Source organism: Photorhabdus kayaii, assembly GCF_025384895.1.
Taxonomy (GTDB): Bacteria; Pseudomonadota; Gammaproteobacteria; order Enterobacterales; family Enterobacteriaceae; genus Photorhabdus; species Photorhabdus kayaii.
Genome location: NZ_JAJAFZ010000025.1, coordinates 44,710 through 61,759, shown reverse-complemented (window position 1 = coordinate 61,759; position 17,050 = coordinate 44,710). Strand labels below are relative to the sequence as shown.

At 38.0% G+C, this 17,050-nt stretch carries 13 protein-coding genes and 3 pseudogenes; 9 read left to right on the top strand and 7 right to left on the bottom strand.

The window, feature by feature from the left end; genetic code table 11:
• Positions 1-1,144: 1,144 nt before the first annotated feature.
• Genes aroA through LGZ98_RS11590 form a run of 5 tightly spaced genes read left to right on the top strand, consistent with a single transcriptional unit; the run spans position 1,145 to position 7,058 of the window.
• Positions 1,145-2,494 (top strand): 3-phosphoshikimate 1-carboxyvinyltransferase, encoded by a 1,350-nt coding sequence (gene aroA, locus LGZ98_RS11610; protein ID WP_113043309.1) that lies wholly within the window; start codon positions 1,145-1,147, stop codon positions 2,492-2,494.
• A gap of 19 nt (positions 2,495-2,513) precedes the next feature.
• On the top strand, positions 2,514-3,293 hold the full coding sequence (locus LGZ98_RS11605; protein ID WP_113043308.1) for a phytanoyl-CoA dioxygenase family protein: 780 nt from the start codon (positions 2,514-2,516) through the stop codon (positions 3,291-3,293).
• A 3-nt stretch (positions 3,294-3,296) separates the two neighbouring features.
• Positions 3,297-5,042, top strand: coding sequence for a thiamine pyrophosphate-binding protein (locus tag LGZ98_RS11600; protein ID WP_113043307.1), 1,746 nt, complete (start codon positions 3,297-3,299; stop codon positions 5,040-5,042).
• A 13-nt stretch (positions 5,043-5,055) separates the two neighbouring features.
• A complete protein-coding gene (locus LGZ98_RS11595; RefSeq protein WP_113043306.1) occupies positions 5,056-6,237 on the top strand; it encodes a Bcr/CflA family efflux MFS transporter in 1,182 nt (393 codons plus the stop codon).
• A 32-nt stretch (positions 6,238-6,269) separates the two neighbouring features.
• Entirely contained in the window at positions 6,270-7,058 is a 789-nt protein-coding gene (locus LGZ98_RS11590) for an SDR family oxidoreductase (RefSeq protein WP_113043305.1), read from the top strand.
• Between the two features lie 654 nt (positions 7,059-7,712).
• On the opposite strand, the gene LGZ98_RS11585 is transcribed toward LGZ98_RS11590, so the two are convergent.
• From LGZ98_RS11585 to LGZ98_RS11560, 6 genes are all read right to left on the bottom strand, one after another.
• Entirely contained in the window at positions 7,713-7,850 is a 138-nt protein-coding gene (locus LGZ98_RS11585; protein ID WP_158536582.1) for a hypothetical protein, read from the bottom strand.
• Positions 7,851-8,777: 927 nt separating this feature from the next.
• Positions 8,778-9,527 carry a creatininase family protein gene (locus LGZ98_RS11580; RefSeq protein ID WP_113043304.1) on the bottom strand — a complete coding sequence of 250 codons (750 nt, stop codon included), beginning with the start codon at positions 9,525-9,527 and terminating at the stop codon, positions 8,778-8,780.
• Between the two features lie 17 nt (positions 9,528-9,544).
• Positions 9,545-10,414 (bottom strand): beta/alpha barrel domain-containing protein, encoded by an 870-nt coding sequence (locus LGZ98_RS11575; protein ID WP_113043303.1) that lies wholly within the window; start codon positions 10,412-10,414, stop codon positions 9,545-9,547.
• Positions 10,415-10,521: 107 nt separating this feature from the next.
• Positions 10,522-11,010: a hypothetical protein gene (locus LGZ98_RS11570; protein WP_113043302.1), complete on the bottom strand. Its 489-nt coding sequence runs from the start codon at positions 11,008-11,010 to the stop codon at positions 10,522-10,524.
• Between the two features lie 129 nt (positions 11,011-11,139).
• A complete protein-coding gene (locus LGZ98_RS11565) occupies positions 11,140-13,065 on the bottom strand; it encodes an aminotransferase class III-fold pyridoxal phosphate-dependent enzyme (protein ID WP_262978105.1) in 1,926 nt (641 codons plus the stop codon).
• Positions 13,059-13,229 carry a beta-ketoacyl synthase N-terminal-like domain-containing protein gene (locus tag LGZ98_RS11560; protein WP_262405173.1) on the bottom strand — a complete coding sequence of 57 codons (171 nt, stop codon included), beginning with the start codon at positions 13,227-13,229 and terminating at the stop codon, positions 13,059-13,061. The genes LGZ98_RS11565 and LGZ98_RS11560 overlap by 7 nt, the downstream gene beginning before the upstream one ends.
• A gap of 644 nt (positions 13,230-13,873) precedes the next feature.
• Between LGZ98_RS11560 and LGZ98_RS11555 the strand changes: the two are divergent.
• Positions 13,874-13,990 (top strand): annotated as a pseudogene (locus LGZ98_RS11555) (transposase); the annotation flags it as partial.
• Between the two features lie 40 nt (positions 13,991-14,030).
• Here LGZ98_RS11555 and LGZ98_RS11550 read toward each other — a convergent pair.
• A pseudogene (locus LGZ98_RS11550) lies at positions 14,031-14,196 on the bottom strand (RNA-guided endonuclease TnpB family protein); the annotation flags it as partial.
• A 1,201-nt stretch (positions 14,197-15,397) separates the two neighbouring features.
• On the opposite strand from LGZ98_RS11550, the pseudogene LGZ98_RS11545 reads away from it, so the two are divergent.
• The 3 genes and pseudogenes from LGZ98_RS11545 to LGZ98_RS11535 form a co-directional block, all read left to right on the top strand.
• Positions 15,398-15,802, top strand: a pseudogene (locus tag LGZ98_RS11545) (hypothetical protein); the annotation flags it as partial.
• Positions 15,803-15,933: 131 nt separating this feature from the next.
• A complete protein-coding gene (locus LGZ98_RS11540) occupies positions 15,934-16,353 on the top strand; it encodes a hypothetical protein (RefSeq protein ID WP_228903204.1) in 420 nt (139 codons plus the stop codon).
• Entirely contained in the window at positions 16,343-16,744 is a 402-nt protein-coding gene (locus LGZ98_RS11535; protein WP_113043301.1) for a DUF1240 domain-containing protein, read from the top strand. The genes LGZ98_RS11540 and LGZ98_RS11535 overlap by 11 nt, the downstream gene beginning before the upstream one ends.
• The last annotated feature ends 306 nt before the right edge of the window (positions 16,745-17,050 follow it).

Genomic DNA, 17,050 nt, shown 5'->3' with positions numbered 1-17,050 from the left:
TAACGCTGTAAGTAACCCGACTCAGATACTGTAATTTAAATCATTTTTTTGGGGTTTTATACCAATTTTCCACAATCAATTATTTGATTTTTTATGAGAAAATCTATTTACCGATTGAAAACGTTATTAAAGCCAGTCCCTTTAAGAAAACAGATTAACTGATTAATCCATTCATATTGTTATTTATTTTCCCTGATTATATAAGCATTAACATATTCAAGTTTTTTCACTGATGGCTTTATGATTGGCAGGGTTTAAACTGTTATTAAAACACATTGTTTTAACATCGGATTTTAAGCGGTATAAAATTTTAATCGGTATTTTTACCACTTTCGACGTATGCTTTCTATACCCTATGGATTTCAAAATGCATCGCGACAGTAAGGGAGTGAATCCCCGGGAGCATAGATAACTATGTGATCGGGGTCCTGTGGAACGTGGAATATCCACTCATTACCCATCTTCAGACGAGGGGATCTCATCGATAATAAGATATTGGCTGATACCAATGGGCAAAAATTTTCTACAACGGACAGTACTATCCAGTCCTGTTACTCCAGAAAATATCTGGGTAAAGGCCGAGGGCTCTCTATGATATGGTTTACAGCAACAAAAGTGCTGGAAGAGCATGTGAAACAATATTTTTGGAACGATGAATAGTCCTGACTTGTAATTTTCGAGGACTTTTACACTGGATACAAAAATAGTATTCAATGGTGATAATAAAAATATATTTATATCACTCTCGTTCTAAACGGTTTATATGAATATAAATTTTAATTAAAATTAAATCCATATATATGTTAGTTAACTGCATTTGATATATAAATATTTTTTATATATCAAATTAAATTAAATAATTTACTTACTGATAAAAGATAGTTATCACCCGATAACTAAAAGAAATTGGAAAAAATATATTTTACGAAATACTATATTAAGAATGGTTTAATAGTTATGAAATGGAATTATTCGAATTTACATAATGAGAAATAAGTGAGAAATGCAATGATGCTATAAAAAATAAACTGGTAGAAATCTATAAACATGTTTGTTATTGAGTTTCACATAGATGTGAATCAGGGAATTATTAAATCAAAGATTTATTTACTTATTATATTAGTAAAAGATAAAAGGAAAGCCTATGTCTTTAGTAAAATACCTAGCAGTTAGTCCATCTAGCTATATACTTCATTCTGCCTATATACCGTCATCGAAACCAGAAACCCAACGCGCGATTTTAGCTGCCAGTTTGTCTGATGGAAAATCAATTATAAATAATGATTTGCGTTGTTCAGAAACAGCCACAATGAAGGAAGCATGTCGTAGTATTGGAGCAAAAATTATTGAAGAGCCTAGTCGATTAATTATATATGGTACTGGTGGCAAAATTATACCTAGTAATAATGTTATTGATGCTATCGGTTCGGGATTAGTCTTTCGTGTAATAACTGCTTTAGCTTGCCATAGCGATACACCGTCTGTGATTTCTGGTGATGCTACTCTCAGAGCACGTGTCATGAAGCCTTTATTGAATGCACTTGCTGATTTAGGGGGAAATATCTCCAGTGTTCATATGAACGGAAAAGCACCTTTTATAAATTGGGGGGGATATATTGGTGGTGAGTGTGAAATCGAAGGAAATATTAGTTCTCAATTTATTACAGCAATTCTTTTCACCGCTCCCCTTGCTAAAAAAAGTACTACAATAAAAATCAAAGGAGAGATCTTATCATTATCATATATTCAGCAGACACTAGAGGTTCTTACTATAGCTGGCATCAAATTCCAGCATAATGAAAACTTTTCCAAAATTACGGTATTTCCTGGTGAATATCATCCTAATGAATATACAATAACGGGTGATTATACTTCGTGTTCTTACTTGGTTGCCGCAGAAACTTTATTTCCATGTGACCTTAAACTAAAAAATATCAACAGCAAAAGCTTGCAAGGTGAGCAGGCTATTCTGACATTTATTGAAGAAATGGGATTGGATGTTATTAGAAATGATCAGGAAAACGAAATTAGGTTGATTAATAGAAAAGGTTCATTAACTGGATGTTATGAATTTGATGTCAGTAATTGCCCTAATATTGTACCTACGCTGGCTTCAATAGGAATGTATGTCGATGGTTGTTTCAGAGTTACTGGCGGATCTATTACCCGCCTTCACAAATCGCCAAGAATAAAAGCAATGGTACAAGAATTACAAAAGTTGGGTGTCAACATTCAGCCTTTGATTATAAATGGTGTTTATGATGGTTTTGAAATTCATGGAACATCATCCTATTCAGGAGATTGCAGGCTTTCCAGTTGGGGGGATCATCGTATTTTTATGTCCTTATTTGTCGCATCATTACGTTGCCAACAAGCCAATTTTATTGATGGTTATGAAGATGTTCATTGTTCATTCCCATCTTTCTTTAAAGAGTTTGAGCAACTTGGTATTACGTTCAAAGAAATGATTTTCCAATCAGAATCGGTTTATTAATTTAGATAAGGTTATCAATATGAATTTCAAGGAAAAAATGCAGGAAATGGGCTATGTTGTAATACCTGAAGCAATAGAAAAAGAAGAAATTGAAATTATCAGGAATTTTTATAAAGAAACATCAAACATAAATAATCTTTCTACTCTTTTGCCAACAGATATATTAAAAAACACTGAAGTATTTCATGCTATTTTGAATGATAAATCAGTTACAGTTATCAAGGAAATTTTTGGAAAATCTTTTTCTTTATTTCCTAATTTTACTATTCGGGAGAGTGTTTATATTCCTTGGCACAATGATGCGTATTTTTTATCGGATGAGGTAATCAACCTATATGCACCATTACAATTTATGCAATGTGCTATATATTTGCAGGATAATGATCCTGAGTATGGAGGAGGAATAACATTAATTCCTTTTTCTCATCGACTGAATCAAACCACTGTGAAGAAAATGCTAAATACTCCGCAAGCATACGAAAAAGTGATCATGAGTAAGGCTGGTGATCTTATTCTTTGGGATAATAGAATAACTCACAGAAGTACTTATCCTGATAAAGCGCCTGATAACACAAAATTAGCGTTACAGTGGACAGTTTCTGCATCAAAGCAACATAATGAACTATACCTACAATATCTTCGGGATCGAGCACAACATAGTATGCATGTTTCCGATTATTTACCCAAAAGCCCAAAACCTTATTTTGCAGATATGCCTAATGTTCGATACCCGGACTCATTTCATCAAGATTCATTAAAAATAATGAAAACACAAAATATACACTTTATAGGGCTATGAACGATGACATATTTAGATCATAAGCAGAAAGAAAGTGGAGCATCTTATATATTGAGGCAACTACGCCAGTTAGGTGCGTCTCATCTCTTTATGGTGCCAGGCAAGCTTATAAATGCATTCATGAAATGTTACCCGAAAGATAATGATTCAGTATTAGATGTTTTTCCTGCTCCAGTAGTTACCGCCTGTGAAACGGGGGCTGCTTATATGGCAGAAGGATATGCCCGTGTCTCTGACAATTTTGGTATATGTCTGGTCATTGGTGGTCCAGGTGTTACGAATACTCTGACAGGTATAGCTTCTGCCTATACAGATAATTTCCCTGTTTTACTTTTAGCTGGGCAAATTTCATCGACAATGGAAATGCACAATGTTTTACAGGACAGTACCCAATCTGGGATTAATCAACAAGTGATTTTTTCTCCAGTAACTCGCGCAACATTTGAAGTTAAAGCGGGTCAATCAATTAGTCGGTTTCTGAGAGAATCACTCAGGGCAATGAAAGGAATTGAAAGAGGTCCAGTGTATCTGGGAGTAAGTAAGGAAATTTTAAATGAATATGATGGAAATCGCCTCGATATTAGTTCAACTGTTTCTGATTCCTGGAAAAATCGCCCAGTAGATATTAATAAAATATGTTCGCCTGAACTTGGACAATTCATAAGTAAAAATCATAATTGCATTATTCTCGCGGGGTTACGCAGTAAAACATCTGAAACTGCTGATATGTTGTTAGCATTTGCAGAAAAGTATCATTTTCCAGTAGCAACAACACTTAGTGGTAAAGGGATATTTCCAGAGGATCATCCTCTGTCGCTCGGTATTTATGGTTATTCAGGTAGCCCCAGAGCTATTGAAGCATTTAAAGATCCGGGATTGGAGGGCATTATTTTATTGGGGGTAGATACAACCCAATGGAGCACAATGCTCTGGTCTCCAGAATTGCAACTTTCTGGTAGAACTATTCAGGTTGATACAAATCCTGAATATCTTGGTAAATACCTTGATATTACTTGTGGGGTTACTGCAAATAGCAGTGCTTTTCTGGATACTCTTGGCGAGTATTACCATAATACGCTCATAGCTGGATGCCTAACACGGGAAAAATGGATAAAAGACCTCAGTACCGTTCCCAAATATTTTCCTATTGATTTTAGTGCAACAGGTGATGCAGAAAGACACCCCGCATCCTATATCAATATTCTCCAAGAACATTTCCCAGAAAATGGAATTGTCAGTGTAGACTCTGGTGCGCATCGTTCATTCTTTGGTCATTATTGGGTCGCCCGCAGACCTGAAGCATACTTATCCGCTACTACACTCGGGCCTATGGGCTGGAGTATTCCAGCCGGAATAGGCGCTAGCTTCGCAGCACCGGACAGGAAATGTATGGTAATCACAGGTGATGGTTGTATGTTAATGCAGGGAATGGAGTTAGCCACTGCATCAAAATACCATCGTAATATACTTTTTATTGTCTTCAACAATGCTTCTTATGCCGCAAGCTACTTTAATAATAAAGATAACAGAGCGGATCTGACGAAAATTCCTAATTATGATTGGTGTCAACTGGCTAAGGGATTAGGGGTAAATAGCTTTTGCGTGAATTCTCCTGAACAATTACAGGAATGCCTAGCCGGGATTATGCAGCAAAACGCCCCTTTTTTGATTGAAATCAAATGTGATAGTCAACACGCTACGCCAAATAAGGAATACAACGGACGCATAAAAACACTCCCTCTTGTATGAAAGGAGCAATGGCATGAGATCAAAACTCATTATCATCAACTCGTGCGTTATCTTAGTACTCGGATTGTTTTCTATAGACCTCTATAATCCAGCACTTCCCATTATAAAAATAGCGCTCGCAATAACAGACAATCAGGCACAGAGCTTGGTTGTTTATTATCTCCTTGGTTTTGCAGTATCTCAGATTTTTTATGGCCCACTTTCTGATAAATACGGGCGTATTCCTGTAATCATATTTTCCTTATTATTTTCTGCTGTTGGTAACTATCTAACTTCTACCGCAGAATCATTTCACACACTTTCATTATTCAGACTCCTGACGGGAATTGGTGCAGGTGGATGCCCAGTTATTAGTAGAGCAATACTCAGCGATACTTTTAGGGATAAGACGGAATTATCAAAATCACTGGCAATTTTTTCTATGGCATCACAAGTTTCTCCTGCTTTTGCCCCCATTATTGGGGGATATATCACAGAGTATCTGCCGTGGAAATTTAATTTTATCGCGTTAGCCATCATGATGTTATTAGGTGCGATTTTTGTCAAAATGACACTGCCGGAAACATCTCCGATGAGATCAAGTCGCAATGGTAGACTGGCTGGTTTTCGAATTTTATTATCAGATGTTAATTTTGTTGTATACAGTGTTGTCTCTGCTGTCTTATTTGCCATTACCATTGGTTATTTTACTGCCAGTCCTTTCGTATTCCAGACCCAATTTGGGTTATCGTCATCACAGAACGGATATTTGTTTATAATCTATTCCGCTGGAATTGTAATAGGTTCATTGTTAACAAAAAAAGGATTATCACACGCTACACCTGAATACATTCTTAAAATATCTTTGCCATTATTACTGTCATTCACGGTAATAGCGCTCATTTTTATTCACTTCACTCAGATATTATCAATTGGCTTCATCATTATTTATAGTTTAGCAATAGGGTTGGGATGTGGGCTATCTTCCCCTTTATTACTCGGGATAAGTTTACATGGTCATCCTGAATTATCAGGAACGGGTAGCGCTTTGCAGGGGGCACTCAAAATGGCCGGAGCCGCTATTGTATTATGGTTTTTCTCCAGTGGTCATACAACGACTGCGACTGGCTTGATGTGGGGACTTTTTGCTCTTGCTCTGATTTGTTTCATTTTAATAGCTTGTACCCAGTATTGGGTGTCTGAAACAGAAAACTGATGTTTGTAGAACTATTCTTATATGGAGAGAATATGGATCTTAAAATAACGGGGCGTTGGGCTGTTATATGTGCAGCCAGCGAAGGTCTGGGCTTTGCTTGCGCAGCGGCGTTAGTTGCAGAAGGTGTAAATGTTGTTATTAACGCACGACGAACTGAACAATTGGAAATGGCAGCGCTACAGTTGCAAGAGATAAATTCAGCCGTGTCGATAAGATGGATATCGGGTGATATAACTCAACCGGAAACACAAGAGGCAGTGTTAACAGCTTCACCTATGGTGGATATCCTTATCACAAATGCAGGAGGGCCGCCAACAGGTCATTTTTCTGAATGGAGTCATGATATATGGTATCAGGCAATTAACACCAATATGCTTACACCAATAACTCTGATCCAAGCAGTGATCAATAAAATGGCTGACCGTAGTTTTGGACGCATCATTAATATTACTTCTGGTACAGTTAAAGCACCTCAAAATGAGTTGGGATTATCAAATGGAGCACGAGGTGGGCTAACAACTTTCGTTAGTGGTTTGGCAAAATCTCATTTATTGATGAGAAATAATGTCACTATAAATAATCTATTACCCGGAGCATTCGAGACTCAGCGCTTGAGACAAACATTTAAACAAAAAGCATTAAGATATGGTGATTCACCGGAAAATATGGCAATGCAACGTAGCCAGAAAATTCCCGCAGGAAGATTTGGAATTCCAGAAGAATTTGGAGCCTGTTGTGCATTTTTATGTAGTACCCATGCCGGTTATATAACAGGACAAAATATTCTTATCGACGGAGGCGCTTATCCCGGTGTCTTTTAGCCAAATGATGTCGTGAGTTTTCAGAACAGTGAACGTGAAATTGTGACAGGCACCTTGATGTGCCTGAACAAAAAATCAGTCACAGTTCATACTGAAAATGGCATTCACTGGAATTAATCGGTATAAAATTTTAATCGGTATTTTTACCACTTTCGATGTCTGCTTTCTGTTAAGTTTAATCATACCCGCTATTCATTTTTACTGATCATAATAATCACTTATCTGTTTAATCATTCATTCTTTTTTATCCATTATTTCCCAACGCGCACTAATACTGACCGGCAATCTTGAGTGGTTTTAATAAGTCGTTACCCTTTATGTTTTTTCGGATAATCAACTCATTTTTCAGATTTTAAATCCTACTAAATTAACCATTTTACCTAATTTTTTATTGCGTTATTTTTATAGCTTTTCTCGTAAAATAACAACGAAAAAGCATCTGAATATCCTCCTGTTAGTTATATAAAATCTTTAATAGCTCCGTATTATCACTTTTAAAGTGTTGTATCAGGTTAAGTAAACGTAAAATAATCGGAGGATAACATTGCCGATAAATGTATTAAATATGACAGAGAGTCAGCCGTTTTTAGCCACTCTGTATTTTTTAAATCTGGCATTAATGAATGCACCTGTTTTTTTTCAATCCTTAACTAATCACCGATAAAAAGCATTTTCAATTGTCCAGAAGTGAAAATGCAAGTAAAAAGATAAGCTGAACCATGTTAAAAAGATGATATACCCGTCATCTTTCAAGTTGCCTCTTTGTTGGCTGCACTCGCTCACCCCGGTCACATAGTTATCTATGCTCCCGGGGATTCACTCCCTTGCCGCCGCGATGCATCTTGAAATCCATAGGGTATAAGCTGAATCTGGAACCGGTAAATAATTCTATTTTCCACCTCGTATTTAACGATGCCATTTTCATTAAATTGATACTTTCCATTAAACTGATACTTAGGTTTTTTCAATTTTACTTTAATAATTCTATATTCATTTTTCTACACTTAAAAAACAGAGAGAGTAAATGGTGTGTTAATGACATTAAAATTAAAGCATATTTCTTTAATCATTTTTAATGCTGTTAATCTGGTTAACCTAAAATCTTATCCGCTTTCTTTAACGATTATCTCTGATTTTCCGTAAACTTCTTACAGCCCTGTAAAATAAACTTAAAATCTGCTTTTCCTGTTTTTTTCTCTTCCAATGCTAATATAGCATCGAATTTTTATCCGCAGAAAAAGAATCTTAACCACTTCTTTTTACCTTTGATGATTAAAGTTTTTACCTGTTTTTTCATAATACGTTTACCATTTCTTTCCCGATTTTAAAACCACACTGATAGACAAAAACAGCTTTTCTTAACACCTGCTTTATCAGGAAAAGGAAATCCCACTTTTACAACTATTTTGAAAATAGTCAAAGCGCTTGGATTAAGATTTGAGTTACAATCTACTAACGTTAATATTTAAATCTAAGCTTTAACATATTGGTCACCTTTAAATCTTCAATGATAATCATGGTGTGGTTTTTTCTGATTGTCATGATGACTTTATGCAGGTCGTCGCAGCAAATATTAGCAACACGGGTATACAGAAAACTGCGCCTTATAATCTTCCCCTGAAAGACAAAGTTTTAAGGCGCACCCTGATAATAGAAAGCAATAAATTTTTCCCCAGCAACCAAAACAAAATCGAAAAGAGACAACGATATTACGACTGATTAATCCGCAGTAACCAGTTCCAATATTTGCTGCCTGACATGCTCGAAAATGAGTTCGCCAATCTCCGCACTCGAACCGGATGTTTTAGAAAGAACGCCTCTCGTTGAAAATTCTTTTTTAATCGGCACTTGATAGATCCCAGCACGTGGAGGTTTATCGTGATCAGGTCGCTCAGCTCTCACTAAATCCGGGCGTAAATGCAACATTAAACTCGTTTCTGTTAACCCTGCATGCTCAGCATGCCAACCGGGAAAATCAATTAAATGTTCACGCGTCCAGTCATCAGACACCAAACTCCACCAGCTAAATACGATAACGGAACGATCGTTAAAATGTCCCTCCGCCCGTAATGCGTCTACCGCTTCGAAAATAAAACCTTCATTCTCAAAATGACCATTAATGATCACCAGTTGCTTAAAGGGTAATGAGCACAAGCTCTTAATTGTTTGGCTGATATAAGCAGTAAATGTTGATCCGTCTAGGTAAATCGTGCCAGGAAATTCAAGTCCACCCCCACTTTGTGGCAATGATCTGGCAGACACTGGCTGTACCGGCAAGGTGAATCCATTAATATCCTCCGCCAACACGCGGGCAAAGGCTTCTGGGATCACTGAATCCACATTCAACGGCAGATGAGGCCCATGCTGCTCAATCCCGCCAATCGGCCATATCAATGTCTTACCTTCAACCGCGGCTAAGACCTGCTCACTGGTCAGTTCCGCAAATTCTCTAATTTTATTATTATTCATAATGTTATCCTTTTTCCTCATACTTTTTCTGACGTCATGACTTGCGTATATTCATGAACAATGCGCTGCAATGTTTTATACATATGCCGATGAAGCGCGGTGTAAACCTGCACCGTATTCGCCCCTGCCAGTAGGTATTCATGAACATCATTGCCATCCTGTACGCCTCCCGACCCAAGTATTGGAATCGTCACCCCTCGCTTACGCAGGTTATAAATAGCGGCAAGCACCATTGGTTTGATCCCTGGCCCAGAGTATCCGCAAACCCCATTAAGCAGCGCTTCGCCATTCGCTGTGTCGAATGCAATGCCTGAAATGGTATCGCTCAACGTTATCGCATCAGCCCCCCCTTCTACCGCAGCTTGAACACGCCCATACAAATTATCGCCAAGCGAGAGTTTGACCGCAAAAGGGGTGTCCGTTCGCTCTTCCACCGCTTTGGTGTAGTTGAATACTCGTTCTGGTGTATCTTCCGTGAAGTCGTCCGCATGCAAGCATGAAATGCCTAACTCCAAAGGGGCATCGGTCACTTCCGAGATACGAACAGCCAATGAACCTAACGCCTCAGGTGATTCAGCGTGGATAGAAACTATCACCGGAAGTTGTTCTTCCTTAAATTCACGGAGAAGCATTAACCAATATTCAACGGTTTTCTTCGAATACGTCGTATTGTTCAGCATCCCTGTACTGAACAAATAGGTCTTTTCTGTATGCAATTTTTCTGAGCGCGGGTAAATCGTTTTTGTCACGACTGCCCCTGCGCCGTGAGCGATAAACTGGCGAATATTTTTAGCTTGATCAGAAAGTAGACCCGACCCAACAATAATTGGGTTTTTTATCTTCATTCCTAAAACATCATAGGTTGATTCAATAACTCGATTTTCCATCGTAACTCCACAAATTACCCATTCAAGCAAACTCGCTATTAACCCGCCTTTCAATTCAATAGAAAGTCAATGGAAAGGCGGTATATCCTCAAAAAGATGATCAATAGCTATTCAACTGCAAAATTCCTGAAAATCTCGCCAATCTGTCCCGGATTTTGACGAAAATCGTGAATATCCAATTTCGACAAATTGCAAATATGCTCTAATCCCTTTAACAAATGACTACCACCATTCACAATCGGTAGTTGAGTGATTAATAAGACGGGCCGTTTCAGAGCAGAGGCCCAACCAAGTTCAATATGTGTACCGTCAGTACGCAGTAATTCATCACCTTGATGAACCGGAAGAATGGGCATGAAAAAATCACACTGCCGCATCCATTGGAAATCCCGTTTCGATACCATATCTGGCGTATAACTGGGTGTATCAATGCCAAATTTCTCAGTCAAATGCGCCGAAAATACATTACCATTCAGTGCCTTAACCGTGTTAATCGCCAGTTGGATCGTCGTTCTCAACTCCTCATGAAAACCGTTATCACAAATTGCAAATTGAATCGGCCCACCAATGAAAACACTTTTATTTGCCAACGGCATAACGTTCCCCTTAATTTTCATTACTCAACAGACTATGAGCCGTCGTTTCAGAGCATCGAACTCGGCACAGCCAGAAGATAGGATGCTTAATAATTCAATAAGTTATCACTCACAACAGGCCAGTTTGTTCTAGCTATATCGAGGAAGCAGGTTGTTTTCCTCAAGTTCATCTAAGCTATCTACAAATGCCAAATAAACTTTTTCCAGATGAGTGTCATCATGTGCATCGGATATAAACCAGCAACGCCATTCCCAGATATAAACCCCTCTCATCAACAGGTTGTAGTAAAGCAAATCCATGTTGTCGCGATGTATTAATCTAAAAAATGAGGAAAACGATCTTGCCTCGATAGGAACCCGACGGCTTAAGAACAGTTGGTTCAAACGTGAAACAAATGATTCAGTACGCTGAGTCAGTACTTTGGTAAAAGTTTCCCCTCGCCTCTTGATCTCCTGCAAAGTGGCTTTCGCTGCGGTCATGCAAAGCGGATGTTGAAAATAGGTCCCACCAAAGAATGTCGGCTCCGCTGCGGGGAAACTATCATCGTTGAAATTCCAGTTTCCACCATCAATCGAATCAAGCATATTCTTCCTACCCGTAATGACGCCCAGAGGCATTCCACCACCTATCGTTTTGCCATAGGTCACAATATCCGCTTCAATGCCGAATAACCCCTGGACACCCGCTGGATGAACTCTGAAACCTGTCACGATTTCGTCAAATATCAGCAGAATATCTAACTCCCTGGTCACTTGACGCAAACGTCGCAAATAATCTGGATTGCTAAGCCCTGGGTCACGCGTGGGTATAGGTTCTACCAGCACCGCGGCGATATCGGTTCTATTGGTTTTGAGAAACTCAATGGCCTCATTGGAGCCAAACCCAAACACCGAAACATCAGCAACCATATTTTCAGGTATACCCACCGAAATGGGTTTTGTCGCATTAACTTCATCATATTCACCAGCTCTAGCCAGTACGGCATCCCAATGTCCGTGGTAACTGCTAGAAAAGAGCACAATATGATTACGGCGAGTAAGCGTTCGTGCTGCCCGAACCGCATTCATCACCGCTTCCGTTCCACTATTGACGAAAGCAACGCGATCCATGCCGGTAATCTCTTTGATAAGTTCAGCCACTTCTAAACCTATCTCATGCCGAGTTCCCAAACCAAAACTGTTGTCTATTTGCTGAGTGAGCGCTTTAACTACAAAGGGTGGGCTATGGCCAAACAAATGCGCACCGAACCCCATCGTCATATCAATGTAATCATTACCATCAATATCCTTGACAACAGGGCCGGCAAACTTGGTGCAGACAATCGGGTAAAGTAGCTCTTTTATGGAGGGTTTAAAGCCAATTCCAGAACGGCTATCTGCAATATTTTTACGTACCGCTACCGAATGAATTTTTGATTTAATCGTTCGCTCGTTATATTTAGATATGAATGAAGCCAGATACTTTTTTCTCTCCTCAGATTCAATCGATGATGCACTTCTTGACATCCATTGGAAAAGGCGTTCTTTCTTAACCGGTGGAATATTGGGTGTATCGGATTGTTCAGACCTTTTTTCTTGATCAGCCAAGGCGGGTTGAGTGACCGAATGGTTATCTGCCGTAACCTTATTTTTATCCGCCATCAAGATATATTCACTGAGTTGACGAACCGTTTGTAATTCTGCGAAAAATTGCCGCACTGAAAGTTTTATACCAAATCGTTTATGGATGGGCTCCAATGCTTCGAATAACAAGAGTGATTCCGCACCCAATTCAACCAACGGTATTTCTAGTTCTATCTCTTCTTTCGGTAAACCAAATGTTTCTGCAAAAATAGCGATTATTTCTCTCTGAATAATTTCAATATCACTCATATCAACCTCACTTTCCTCAAAATGAAGACGATCTCTACCGGTTTTACTGTTGCAAGCCATATGCACAGCCACTAGTGAACCTGAGCAAAAAGTGCCTACGCTGACAGCAGGCCCTAAACAGTTGAGTTTATACGCCATACGCGTTGCCAAAGCATCTACAGAACTTCCACCAAACATCAGCATGGCGTCAGCAGAAGAGGGGGCAGCGTCGGTACATCGGCTTGCCAGGTACTCCGACGAGAACCGATAAAAACTGAACAGAGCCCTGCATCTGCCCCGCTGGAATAACCGCTAAGTTCCAGCGCCTTATGGCAAACCTCCAGACAAATCCGTTGCTGAGGGTCCATGACCCCCACCCTCTGGCTAAGCCAGCCTCATTACGGAGAGGGCAAAGTTTGTGCTTGGTGTTACTCCATCAATCAACGGCTTATCAGAAATAGCGTTTCAACTTTTCAACCAATCAACAATGATCATGATCCAGAGAAAGGCTGTGCTCTACTTATGCAACTATAAAAGATGAAGAATGACAGGTATGCTATTGATACATAAATTAAAATTTCTATTCATATAATTGCCCTAACTGAACACGCATAATCTTCACCTTTCCATTGCAAGCCCTACGATTAAAACGTTGTGCAGACTCCACACTCTTCTGCATGCAAACGAGTCGGATAACACAGCGTTTACTTTTGACTACCAGAGAAAGCGAACATGCAGAGTAAAAAAACGGGAATTAATAGCCCGGCTACCCCGCATGGAATGATAATTAGCGTCATTTACTCAGAGACTAAAAACACAGTGACGATTTTAAAAGTAGCAATAAAAAAAGAAACCTCCACGAATCAATCCAAATATTTGAGCTAAGCCAAAATAATTAATATATTATTACTATTAAATAAGTAATCTGATTAACGTCTTGCTTTAACCATACCCTCACTTTCCGGCTTTTATGAATGCCATAGTTATCTAAAATCAATGTTATGTGACTGCTCCCCGCCGTAAAACGGGTGTCGCACAGCGAGGGAAAACCCGTACCGGCTGGTTTTATGGCTTTAAACTTCATCTGGTTATCAATGATTGTGGTGAACTTTTGGCAGTTAAGTTGACCTAAGGAAATAAAGATGAGCGTCATCCTGTCAAAACGCTGGTACAAGGGTTAACAGGGATGGCTTTACTGGCGCTTCCATGCCGTCATTGCAGAGTATTGAGGCGTAAATACTTGCCTGTTGCAATGCGAGTGATTGTCATGCTTTTCACTTCCCCGTTAATTTCACGATGCAGCCGGGCTTCTACCGGCGGTAATTTCGGGATTTTTTTGCCACTGCCAGCAAAGGCTTCAGGTCTTTACGCGGGTTTATGTTGACGTAAACGTGTTATTGTCAAAATAACCTCCAATCAATGTGCAACTTATCTCACATATTGATTATTATCACATAGTTTCACAAAATCACACCCCGCTCGTCGAACTGGATTAACCCAATTACAAAAATATAAAATTATATTAAAACGTTTAATAGGGTGAACCTCATGATGGAAAAAGAACAATAACGTTTATCAGATTACAGATTAAAAACATAGGCGCTCCATTAATACCATATTTTAAAAAGAGACAACGTGACTAAAAACGGTTTTATTTTCTGGCATGTTTAATGCGCTTATCTGTCACAATGCTAACCCTCTGTCTATTTTACATTTATCTAACCGACCTGAAAATTTAAAAGCACTAATATAAAGAGATTAAAGCTTTATAGAAAAGATCGATTTAAATCAATAAATTAACTTTTCAGATAAATAGTAAATCGCATTTAATCGAAAGCTATTAAACATTAAAAGAAAATTGAAAAAATCAGCGAGAAAAAGAATATAATCTAAAATAGGTTCATATTAAAGTGTTTTCTTGCCGTTATTTTACAAAGAAACCATAAAAAATAGTAAAACGATTAATTTAGCCGGATTTAAACCCTAAAAAATAAGGAATTATCTGAAAGAACATAAAGGGCTATCTTTATATCATCAGACTATTTAATCACTGATTTATGAAGATAAACCATGATGATTAAACTTGAAAAAAAAGCGTTTCTGCCCGAAAAAAAGGTAAATAAAAAGGTGATTTTAATACCGAATACCTTTTTTAAAGCTCATAGGCTTTTATTTACCTGTTCGAGTTAATAGTTTCACTTATTAACGATGGTTGGGATAACAGAATTTAAAGCATTTATTTATCATTTTCACACTTATATTTATTCCCGTCTTGTCAGGTTAAATCACTTGTGAGTGTGTGGCTTTTTTCCATTACTCAGTTTGAAACCTTTAAGTAACTTGAACCTATGGGCGTTGCGCTTATCCAACTTTTTGCTATTATGTAACCAATTTGGATTTTTTTTACGCAACGATGTTATACTCAAATCGGAAACTCCGTCCGTTAAATACCGATGTGACGACTTTTGATTTTAAGAATATTAAAGGAAACTTCACGATGACACATAAAAGACACAGCCCCTCTTGGGAAGGCTATATGGGAGATTTTCTAAGAGGTAATGTTGGGATTAATCACTTAAATCCCCAATATCAATTCTTTGATGCTATTGGTTTTGAGAAACAGTTAAACGAGAATACAACGTATATTGCGTTACTATCCTTAGAGGAAGCGAAAGATGTTTTAGAGGATATTGATTCTCCAAAAGCAAAAAGCCCATTTATGAAGAAAATGTTTTCGGTTGCCGATCCTATATCACCCTATGCAGGTAATATACGTGATGCTTTCGACTTTATAAATGTAGTAGGAGAATTTAAAAAATTAGGGATTAAAGCCACAGAGTATGTTGGCAAAAATGGGCAAAGATATATTAAAATTTCAGGTCATGCGGGGCTTAGAAAAATCATCACCGCTTCAAGATACAGTGCTTCTAACATGAAGATTATATACCCTATGGATTTCAAGATGCATCGCGACGGCAAGGGAGTGAATCCCCGGGAGCATAGAGAACTATGTGACCGGGGTGAGCGAGTGCAGCCAACAAAGAGGCAACTTGAAAGACGACGGGTATATCTATGGGGATAGGGCAACAGGGAACAGATAGTGGCATAGTTAAGGGAGTTAAATTCAATATCTTATTCTCCGCAGCTTATCGAGCGGTTGAATACATCTTTAAGGATGAATACACACTGGCTGATTTCTTAGGAAATATTTCAGTAGATATGGCAAAAGCAGCAGTGGCAGCCTTTACTTCTTGGGTTATTGGGGCTGTTCTCTCAGCTTTCTTTGTGGCTGGTGGTAGTGTAATTGCTGTGGCTGGTATTATGCTTGCTGTTGGTATTGCAACGGCATCTATACTTGATTCTATAGATAAAAAATTCAAAATTAGTGAAGCTGTTATTAATTTGATCAAAAAAGAAATAGAAAGAAAACCAAAAACGCCAGAAGCTAATTTCAATCAATTTCTTCATAACTGGGGGAATTATGGTAAATAAAAAAAAGATTATGCATATCATTGGCGCTTTTGCTATTTTTACTTTAGCGCTATCAGGTTTATTTTTAACTGGGGGAAACTTAGTTTCTTTAATTAAAATGGAAGATAAAATAACATTCTCAGGTCCTGTTTTTATAATGTTCTTTTCTTTTCCTCTGCTTTCATATAGCATGATTTTTGTTATTTTTTTTAATATAACAGGCCGTTGCCCAAAATATCACGATAATTTTATTAACTTTTTTGGGATGATAACTGTCATCTCATTTTTTTCGAGTTTTCCCCTATCTTTCTATGTAGATTACAAATTAAAAAGCGAGAATTATTTGGTATGTGAAAGAATATCCTGGGCGTCACCTAATACCTATGTAAAAGATATTAAGCTATGTGATTAATATTATCTTATTTAATTTATTCATAACTGGGGTAACTTTGGCATCTATTTTTCGCAAGGATTTATTAAACTAACCCCTGTCGATTAAATAGTTTTAAAAGGTACAATTAAATAATCTGAATTTCATATTTATATGAATTCAGGTTGCTCACTTTATTTTAAATCCTATATTAACGGAGTGTGCATTTAAAAAACCCTTCACAGTAAACCGCTTAATGTGAAGGGAATTTTATCAAACTAGCATCTCTACTTTTTATTTACTTTATCTCAAACTACGCGAAATCCCCCTACTAAAAATTCGCTTTGC

Bases quoted from the DNA above. Each gene is read 5' to 3' on its own strand.
- aroA (WP_113043309.1), top strand. From the start codon at position 1,145: ATGTCTTTAGTAAAATACCTAGCAGTTAGTCCATCTAGCTATATACTT.
- LGZ98_RS11605 (WP_113043308.1), top strand. From the start codon at position 2,514: ATGAATTTCAAGGAAAAAATGCAGGAAATGGGCTATGTTGTAATACCT.
- LGZ98_RS11600 (WP_113043307.1), top strand. From the start codon at position 3,297: ATGACATATTTAGATCATAAGCAGAAAGAAAGTGGAGCATCTTATATA.
- LGZ98_RS11595 (WP_113043306.1), top strand. From the start codon at position 5,056: ATGAGATCAAAACTCATTATCATCAACTCGTGCGTTATCTTAGTACTC.
- LGZ98_RS11590 (WP_113043305.1), top strand. From the start codon at position 6,270: ATGGATCTTAAAATAACGGGGCGTTGGGCTGTTATATGTGCAGCCAGC.
- LGZ98_RS11580 (WP_113043304.1), bottom strand. From the start codon at position 9,527: ATGAATAATAATAAAATTAGAGAATTTGCGGAACTGACCAGTGAGCAG.
- LGZ98_RS11575 (WP_113043303.1), bottom strand. From the start codon at position 10,414: ATGGAAAATCGAGTTATTGAATCAACCTATGATGTTTTAGGAATGAAG.
- LGZ98_RS11570 (WP_113043302.1), bottom strand. From the start codon at position 11,010: ATGCCGTTGGCAAATAAAAGTGTTTTCATTGGTGGGCCGATTCAATTT.
- LGZ98_RS11565 (WP_262978105.1), bottom strand. From the start codon at position 13,065: ATGCTGATGTTTGGTGGAAGTTCTGTAGATGCTTTGGCAACGCGTATG.
- LGZ98_RS11560 (WP_262405173.1), bottom strand. From the start codon at position 13,229: ATGGACCCTCAGCAACGGATTTGTCTGGAGGTTTGCCATAAGGCGCTG.
- LGZ98_RS11540 (WP_228903204.1), top strand. From the start codon at position 15,934: ATGGGGATAGGGCAACAGGGAACAGATAGTGGCATAGTTAAGGGAGTT.
- LGZ98_RS11535 (WP_113043301.1), top strand. From the start codon at position 16,343: ATGGTAAATAAAAAAAAGATTATGCATATCATTGGCGCTTTTGCTATT.